This window comes from Pseudolysinimonas sp. (assembly GCF_044239695.1).
Classification (GTDB): Bacteria; Actinomycetota; Actinomycetes; order Actinomycetales; family Microbacteriaceae; genus Pseudolysinimonas_A.
The window spans coordinates 1-7,858 of the sequence record NZ_JBIIAW010000119.1 but is presented as its reverse complement, the minus strand read 5'-3'; the positions used below and the strand labels follow the sequence as shown (position 1 = coordinate 7,858).

Genomic DNA, 7,858 nt, shown 5'->3' with positions numbered 1-7,858 from the left:
AACGGGAGGGCACACCAATAGATCGCCCGGACTGGAGAGTTCGACGATCTTCTTCAGTTCTTCCACAACCTCTGGCGTCGTTGCGAGCCGAGCCCACACACTCGTGTCGACCAGGAACCGGGTCGGGCGTTTCGGAGCGCGAGCCACCCGGCGGGCTGCTCGCACCCGCGAGGGGCCCCGAACTGTGCGGGAGCTATTCGCCATAGGTGATAGTCGTGGCGTCGCTGTCGACCGGGATGGTGGCCAGCACGTCGATCGCCTCGATCTGGCGTCGGCGCATCACGACGTCCCGCAGAGCAAGGTTGATCGCTTCGCGGTTGGTGCGCACTCCGAGTGACGACTTCGCCAGTCGGAGGGTCTCGGTGTCGATGTCAACGCTCGTGATGGCCATCGTTCCTCCTATATAAGTTCGGCTCTAAGTATATATACACCGCGGCCGCTTGACCAGGAGTGTCTGCCGCGGGAGCGAGCTCCCTTGCCCTCGATTTCGTCGGCAAGGAAGCGAACGCTTCCAGGGCAGCCGCGCGGGTTGGGTACTCGCGGTGCGCGAGTAGGCAAACGAGTACTAGCGCCGACCTGTGGTTCGCCCGGTCGCTGGGCGCGACCAGGTAAACGACGGGATATGGCCGATGAGACCTGCAAATACCGCCCGTGCCGATCAGAGATCGCTTCCCAACCTCACGATTCCATCGTGACCAAGATGGTCCGAAAAACCCGTAAACAAAGGGAAGAAGACGGTGGGCCCGGTGGGGCTCGAACCCACGACCCGCGGATTAAAAGTCCGATGCTCTACCGACTGAGCTACAGGCCCGAAGACTCCAGCGTACCGGTGGCGCGGAGCGCGGACGCCAGAGCGCCCGACAGCCGTGCGGCCGACTCCCGCGAGAGCGAGAACCCCGTCCAGCCGTCGCCGAGGTAGACCCACACCGCGACCTCATCCCGACGACGCGACACCTCCACGAGGAGCTCCGCGGCGTGCGGGCCGCCGTGGCCGCGGCCCTCGAGCATCACGGGCACGGCGTAGGTCTCTCCGCGGTGCTCGACTCCTCCGGGCTCGCCTCGGGCGTCGTGGTCGGCGACGCACCACGGCGGGCACTGGGTCATGGTCCTCACCCTCTCGATGGATCTCGCACGCTAGACGCAGGCACGGACACCGAGCCCCGACGCCGCGTAGCGTGGAGGGGTGTCCGATGCCTTCCACAAGCCGACGCTGTTCAGCGGGTCGAAGTTCGACGCCCTCGAGGGCGGCGACGATCCCGCGCGCGTGATGCGGGTCGCGCACGAGACCGCCCGCGCGCTCCTCTCCCGGGCGCGCAATGCCGGCGACCCCGCTGTCGTCGATCGCCTCGTGCACTACACCGACGAGCACGGGCTGGACGCCGTCGCCGAGCTGTGGGCCCGTTCCGGACCGCACACCCTGCCCGGTGCCCTCTGGCGGCTGTACCTCGTGCGACTGCTCATCCACCAGGACCCCGCCGGCGTCAGCCTGCTCTTCCAGCGGGGCACCGAGGTGCTGCCGACGATCGACGCCCTCGTGGCCGGCGCGCCGATCCCCGCCGGACCGGACGAGGTCACCGACCTGGCCGACCGCATCCTGCGCGGGGTGTTCGAGGGCGACTTCGCGCTGGCGCTCGACCGCGCTGCGGCGTTCTGCCGGGTGGCGGCGGCCGGGGCCTCGAGCGTCGCCGACGACCAGGATGCCGCGAGCCCGGAACGCGCGAGCGAGCTCACGACCCGCGCGCTGCGGCTCACGACCACCGCCGAGGAGTTGACGACCTGCGCCCGTCTGGCGCGCGACGGCGCCCTCGAGTAACCCCGGGTAAACTGTCGGAGCCGGGCCGCAGTAACCCCGGGCTCCAATATTCGCCGCTTCGAGCGGCCTTGCGCCGAGAGGCGTTTCTGCGGCTCGGTTCCCTCCGCCCTCCTCGAGGCGTCGAGCTCCAATCCATCGGTCGCACCGCCCCGAATAGACAGGTACCGGGGTGCGGTGGGCTTCCGAGCCATCCCAGACACCGCGCCCCGGGTCGACATTCCCGTCCCCGGAACCCGGAAGGAAACCCGATGAGCATCGCCTCGCTGAGTGACCTGTCCGCGGTCCGGAGTCAAGACCGAGGTGCAGATCGGGCGAATCAGCCCGCGGGTGCGACACTGAAACTCGTGCATGCCGTCGATCCCGACTCCGCCCAGGATCTCTCGATCGAGAGCCTGCTGCGCGACGTCGCTCAGGGAAACCGGGCGGCCTTCGCGGAGATGTACGACCGCATCTCGTCACGGGTCATGGGTCTCGTCACCCGCCTTCTGCGCGACCGCGCGCAGTCCGAGGAGGTGACCCAGGAGGTCTTCCTCGAGATCTGGCAGCAGGCGTCGAAGTTCGACTCGAACCGAGGCAGCGGGATGGCCTGGGTACTGACGATGGCCCACCGCCGGGCGATCGACCGCATCCGCGCCTCGCAGAAGAGCCACGAGCGCGACCTCAGAATCGGCATCCGCGACATGGAGCGCGACTTCGACCAGGTGTCGGAGTCCGTCGAGATCCGCGTCGAGAACGAGCGCGTCAAGCACGCGATGAGCCGGTTGACCCAACTGCAGCGTGAAGCCGTCATCCTCGCCTACTACGGTGGCTACAGCCACAGCGAGATGGCCGAGATCCTCGGCATCCCGCTCGGTACCGTGAAGACCCGACTGCGCGACGGGATGATCCGGCTGCGCGACGAACTGGGGGTGACCTCGTGACCGACCCCGACGACCTCACCACCCGCGCGGCCTCGTACGCCGTGGGCGCGATGACCGCCGCCGAGCGTCGCGAACTCGAGCAGGAGCTGCGCCGTTCGCCGCGCCTCGCCGCCGAGGTGGACGAGTTCACCGAGACCGCCGCCCTGCTCGGTCTCGCGGCCGCACCCGTGGCCCCGTCGTCGTCGCTGCGCGCCAGCATCCTCGATGCCGTCGACGCGGCCCCGCAGACCTCGAACGTCGTGCGCGGCCCGTGGTTCCGCCGTCCCGTCGCCGCGGTGATCGGCGCCGCCGCCGCGATCGTCCTCATCGCCGGGGGAGCCACCGTCGCCGTGCAGCTGACCCGGGAGCCGTCGATGGTCGAGCAGATCACCGCGGCCGCCGACTACGAGCGCGTCGTCGGCGACGTCACGGGGGGCGGCAGCGTCACCGCCGTCTGGTCGGAGTCGCTCGGACGGGCTGTCATCCTCGTCGACGACATGGCCGTGCTCCCGGCGGATCGCGTCTACCAGGCCTGGTTCATCGACGAAGCCGGTCACGCCGAGCCGAACGCCACCTTCGGGACGAGCGGGTCGCAGACCCTCACCGTCGACCTCACCGGGCACCTGGATACCGGCGACGCGATCGGCATCACGATCGAACCCGCGGGGGGCTCGGACGCCCCGACCACGACGCCGATCGTCGTCATCCCGACCGCCTGACCCTTTCGGGAGACTTATCCGAACTTGCCGGAGACGTAGTCCTCGGTCGCCTGCACGCTCGGCTTGCTGAAGATCGTCGTGGTGTCGTCGTACTCGATGAGCTTGCCCGGCTTGCCGGTGCCGGCGATGTTGAAGAACGCCGTCTTGTCCGACACCCGGCTCGCCTGCTGCATGTTGTGGGTCACGATCACGATCGTGTACTCCTGCTTGAGCTCCTCGATGAGGTCCTCGATCGCGAGCGTCGAGATCGGGTCGAGGGCCGAGCACGGCTCGTCCATCAGGATGACGTCGGGCTTGACCGCGATCGCCCGGGCGATGCAGAGCCGCTGCTGCTGACCACCGGAGAGACCCGAACCGGGCTTGTCGAGGCGGTCCTTGACCTCGTTCCACAGGTTGGCGCCCTGCAGCGACGACTCGACGAGCACGTCGGCATCCGACTTCGAGATGCTGCGGTTGTTGAGCTTCACCCCGGCGAGCACGTTCTCGCGGATCGACATCGTCGGGAACGGGTTCGGCCGCTGGAAGACCATGCCCACCTGGCGCCGCACGAGCACCGGGTCGACGCCGGGGCCGTAGAGGTTGTCGCCGTCGATGAGCACCTCGCCCTCGACGTACGCGCCCGGGATGACCTCGTGCATGCGGTTGAGCGTGCGGATGAAAGTCGACTTGCCGCAGCCGGACGGGCCGATGAAGGCCGTCACCGTGCGGGGCTCGATCGTGAGCGACACTCCTTCGACGGCGCGGAACTTGCCGTAGTACACGTTCAGGTCGCGGACTTCGATGCGCTTGGACACGGGTCTCCTTGGGGTTTCTTCGGATCGAGGTCTTAGCGACCGAGCTTGGGCGAGAAGATCCTCGCGACGAGGCGGGCGATCAGGTTGAGCGCCATGACGATGAGGATGAGCACGAGGGCGCCGGTCCAGGCGCGGTCGAGGTAGACCTGCACGTCGGTGCCGGGGTTGGCGTACTGGTTGAAGACGAAGACCGGCAGCGTCATCATCCGCCCGTCGAGGAGGTCGTAGTTCATGCTCGTCGTGAACCCGGCGATGATCAGCAGGGGGGCGGTCTCGCCGATCACGCGGGAGATCGACAGGGTCACGCCGGTCGCGATGCCGGCGATCGCGGTGGGAATGACGACCTTGATGATCGTCAGCCACTTCGGAACCCCGAGGGCGTACGACGCCTCGCGCAGCTCGTTCGGCACGATCTTCAGCATCTCCTCGCTCGAGCGCACGACGACCGGGATCATCAGCAGCGAGAGGGCGACCGATCCGCCGAGCCCGAACCGGATGCCCGGGTCGTCGGTCAGGAGCGAGAACAGCGCGTAGGCGAACAGCCCCGCGACGATCGACGGGATGCCGGTCATCACGTCGACGAAGAAGGTGATCGCGGCGGCGAGTCGGCCCCGCCCGTATTCGACGAGGTAGATCGCCGTGAGCAGACCGACGGGGATCGAGATGAGCGCCGCCGCACCGGTGATCAGCAGAGTGCCCATGATCGCGTGCAGCGCACCACCACCCTCGCCGACGACGTTGCGCATCGAGGAGCTGAAGAACAGGAGGTCGAAGCGCGGCAGCCCGTTCACCACGACGGTGAAGAGCAGCGAGATGAGCGGCAGCAGCGCGATGACGAAGGCCGTGACGACGAGAGACGTCACGAGCCGGTCTCGCGCCTGACGCGCGCCCTCGACCAGCCAGGCGATCACGAAGATGACGATGTCGAAGAGGATCGTCCCCAGGAACACCGCGCCGGCGATGTTGAAGTCACCGGCGTCCGCGGAGGCCGCCTGGGTGAGCGCGACGATGATGCCCGCGACGACCCAGCTGGCCGCGAGAAGGGCCCACGGCATCCATTTCGGGAGGCGGCCGGTGGTGAGGGAGTTCGACATCGGCCGCGCGGTCGTGGTGGTCATCAGTTCGCTCCCGAGAAGGCCTTGCGGCGATTGACGACGACCCGTGCGATCGAGTTGATGACGAGCGTGATGATGAACAGCACGAGACCGCTCGCGATCAGACCGTTGACCTCGATTCCGCTGGAGTCGGGGAAGTTGAGGGCGATGTTGCCGGCGATGGTGAGCGGGTTGCTGGAGCCGGTCAGCACGAAGCTGATGAGCACGGCGGGCGACAGCACCATGGCGACGACCATGGTCTCGCCGAGCGCTCGTCCGAGGCCGAGCATCGCGGCGGAGATGATGCCGGGCCGGGCGAACGGGAGCACCGCCATGCTGATCATCTCCCAGCGGGTCGCGCCGAGGGCGAGGGCCGCCTCCTCGTGGAGCACCGGGGTCTGCAGGAAGATCTCCCGCGAGATCGCGGTGATGATCGGGATGATCATCACCGCGAGCACGATGCCGACGGTGAGGATCGTGCGACCGGTTCCCGACGCGGGAGGGGCGAACAGCGGGATCCAGCCGAGGTTCGCGGTGAGCCACTGGTAGAACGGCGTCACGAGCGGCGCGAGCACCTTGATGCCCCACAGGCCGAACACGACGGAGGGGACGGCCGCGAGCAGATCGATGATGTAGCCGAGGCCCTGGGCGATGCGCCGCGGGGCGTAGTGCGAGATGAAGAGGGCGATGCCGATCGAGATGGGGAACGCGATTGCCAGTGCAATGGCGGCGGCCCAGATCGTGCCGAAGGCGAGGGGGGCGACGTAGGCCCAGAAGCTCTCGGCCCCGGGGCGCAGCTCGTCGGGTCCCGAGACGACCGCAGGCACGCTCTCGGCGAGGAGGAAGACCGCGACGGCGGCGAGGGCGACGAGGATCAGGATGCCGGCGACGCTCGTGCTCGTGGAGAAGATCCGGTCGCCGGGACGCTGCTTGGCTCGGGTCGGGCGGACTGTCGTCATGGGCTCTCGAGGACCGTTCTGGGACGAGGCGGCTGGAGGGTGCGGGGCACGCTGGCCCCAGTCTGACGGGCTGCGTCGCAGAGTGCCACTGGCACCGCGGCGCAGCCCGTCAGGGGGTGGAGCTGGTTAGCTGATGACGTCGATCGCGGCGGTGACCCGCTCGAACAGCGTCTCCGAGATCGGGGCCGAACCGGCACCCTCAGCGGCAGCGGCCTGGCCCTCGGGGCTGGCCATGTAGGTGAAGTACGCCTTCACCAGTTCGCCCTGCGCCTCGTCGGCGTAGGTCTCGCAGCCGACCAGGTACGCGACCAGGACGACCGGGTAGGCCTCGCTGTCGGGCGTGCGGTCGAGCTCGAGCGACAGGTCGAAGTCCTCGCGGCCCTCGACGAACGGCGAGGCGTCGACGATCGCGGCGGCGGCCTCGGCCGAGTACGGGACGTAGTCCTCACCGATCAGCACGGCGACGGTGCCCAGCTCGCCTGCGCGCGAGGCGTCCGCGTAGCCGATGGTGCCGGTGCCGTTGGTGACGGCGTCGACGACACCGGACGTGCCCTGAGCGGCTTCACCGCTCGCGATCGGCCAGATGCCGTCAGCCTCGTACGACCACACGCTGGGTGCGGCCTGGGCGAGGTAGTCGGTGAAGTTCTCGGTGGTGCCCGAGTCGTCCGAGCGGTGGACGGCGGTGATCGCCAGGTCGGGCAGTTCGACGCCCTCGTTCTGGTCGGCGATGGCCGCGTCGTTCCAGTTGGTGATCGTGCCCGCGAAGATGCCGGCGATCGTGTCGGCGTCCATGTTGAGCGTCTCGACGCCCTCGAGGTTGAAGATCACGGCGATCGGGGAGATGTACAGCGGGAGCTGCACGATGCCCGAGTCGGGCGCGCACGAGGCGAAGCCGCCGGCGGCGACCTCTTCGTCGTTGAACGCACGGTCGGTGCCGGCGAAGTCGCTGCCGCCGGCGAGGAAGGTCTCGCGGCCGGCGCCGGAGCCATCCGGGGAATAGGTGATGGTCACGCCGGAGTTGGCGGTCTGGAACTCGGCGATCCAGGTCTCCTGGGCCGCGCCGACAGCCGACGAGCCGGCGCCGACGAGGGTGCCCTCGAGGGTGCTCTCGGCCGGCGTGTCGGTGCCGCCTTCGTTCGTGGCGCACGAGGCCAGGGCGAGGGCCCCGACCAGAGCGATGGCGGCGATGCCGCTAGAGCGCTTGATGTTCACTGTGTTCCCTTCGGGAATGAAATGTCATTACAGGACGAGCCCGAGCGGGCCCGAGTGTCGACGGTAGGAAAGCCGTGTGACCAGCCTTCGGGCGGTCAGTGAACGGGAGGTTAACGCGGGACTAACGGTCAGACCGCGGGGCCGTGGATCTCGACCGCGACGAGTCCGCTCTCGGGACGGTCGACCGGCACGTGCAGCACCGCGTATTCGCCCGTCGCCAGCGCTGCGGCGCGCTGCAGGCGCGCCGAGTCCGCGGTGCCGGTCGCCCGGGTCACGGCGTCGATGATCTGCGGCAGGACCGGCCCGTGGCTGCACAGCACCGCGGTGACGCGCTCATCGAGGAGGGACGCGACGACTCCCTGAACGGG

The 7,858-nt window shown here is 68.6% G+C and carries 9 protein-coding genes, 1 tRNA gene and 1 pseudogene; 3 read left to right on the top strand and 8 right to left on the bottom strand.

Annotation, left to right across the window (positions count from 1 at the left end; genetic code table 11):
• Nucleotides 1-193: 193 nt before the first annotated feature.
• The 3 genes from ACILQS_RS14245 to ACILQS_RS14235 form a co-directional block, all read right to left on the bottom strand.
• Nucleotides 194-391 carry a type II toxin-antitoxin system VapB family antitoxin gene (locus ACILQS_RS14245; protein ID WP_395640789.1) on the bottom strand — a complete coding sequence of 66 codons (198 nt, stop codon included), beginning with the start codon at nt 389-391 and terminating at the stop codon, nt 194-196.
• A 347-nt stretch (nt 392-738) separates the two neighbouring features.
• Nucleotides 739-811 (bottom strand) — tRNA-Lys (locus ACILQS_RS14240).
• Entirely contained in the window at nt 802-1,104 is a 303-nt protein-coding gene (locus ACILQS_RS14235; protein ID WP_395640788.1) for a DUF6907 domain-containing protein, read from the bottom strand. Before ACILQS_RS14235 ends, ACILQS_RS14240 begins: the two co-directional genes overlap by 10 nt.
• A gap of 79 nt (nt 1,105-1,183) precedes the next feature.
• Here ACILQS_RS14235 and ACILQS_RS14230 point away from each other — a divergent pair, with 79 nt between their 5' ends.
• The 3 genes from ACILQS_RS14230 (at nt 1,184) to ACILQS_RS14220 (ending at nt 3,431) form a co-directional block, all read left to right on the top strand.
• On the top strand, nt 1,184-1,813 hold the full coding sequence (locus ACILQS_RS14230) for a DNA-directed RNA polymerase subunit beta (RefSeq protein WP_395640787.1): 630 nt from the start codon (nt 1,184-1,186) through the stop codon (nt 1,811-1,813).
• 344 nt (nt 1,814-2,157) lie between these two features.
• Nucleotides 2,158-2,733, top strand: coding sequence for an ECF RNA polymerase sigma factor SigK (sigK, locus tag ACILQS_RS14225; RefSeq protein ID WP_395640786.1), 576 nt, complete (start codon nt 2,158-2,160; stop codon nt 2,731-2,733).
• A complete protein-coding gene (locus ACILQS_RS14220) occupies nt 2,730-3,431 on the top strand; it encodes an anti-sigma factor domain-containing protein (protein WP_395640785.1) in 702 nt (233 codons plus the stop codon). The genes sigK and ACILQS_RS14220 overlap by 4 nt, the downstream gene beginning before the upstream one ends.
• A 14-nt stretch (nt 3,432-3,445) precedes the next feature.
• Here the strand turns inward: ACILQS_RS14220 and pstB are convergent, their stop codons facing one another.
• From pstB to ACILQS_RS14195, 5 genes and pseudogenes are all read right to left on the bottom strand, one after another.
• Nucleotides 3,446-4,225, bottom strand: a complete 780-nt coding sequence (pstB, locus tag ACILQS_RS14215; RefSeq protein WP_395640784.1) for a phosphate ABC transporter ATP-binding protein PstB — start codon at nt 4,223-4,225, stop codon at nt 3,446-3,448.
• 32 nt (nt 4,226-4,257) lie between these two features.
• On the bottom strand, nt 4,258-5,343 hold the full coding sequence (pstA, locus tag ACILQS_RS14210) for a phosphate ABC transporter permease PstA (RefSeq protein ID WP_395640783.1): 1,086 nt from the start codon (nt 5,341-5,343) through the stop codon (nt 4,258-4,260).
• Entirely contained in the window at nt 5,343-6,278 is a 936-nt protein-coding gene (pstC, locus tag ACILQS_RS14205) for a phosphate ABC transporter permease subunit PstC (RefSeq protein ID WP_395640782.1), read from the bottom strand. Before pstC ends, pstA begins: the two co-directional genes overlap by 1 nt.
• A 126-nt stretch (nt 6,279-6,404) precedes the next feature.
• On the bottom strand, nt 6,405-7,490 hold the full coding sequence (locus ACILQS_RS14200) for a phosphate ABC transporter substrate-binding protein PstS (protein WP_395640781.1): 1,086 nt from the start codon (nt 7,488-7,490) through the stop codon (nt 6,405-6,407).
• Nucleotides 7,491-7,618: 128 nt separating this feature from the next.
• A pseudogene (locus tag ACILQS_RS14195) lies at nt 7,619-7,858 on the bottom strand (DNA mismatch repair protein MutT); the annotation flags it as partial.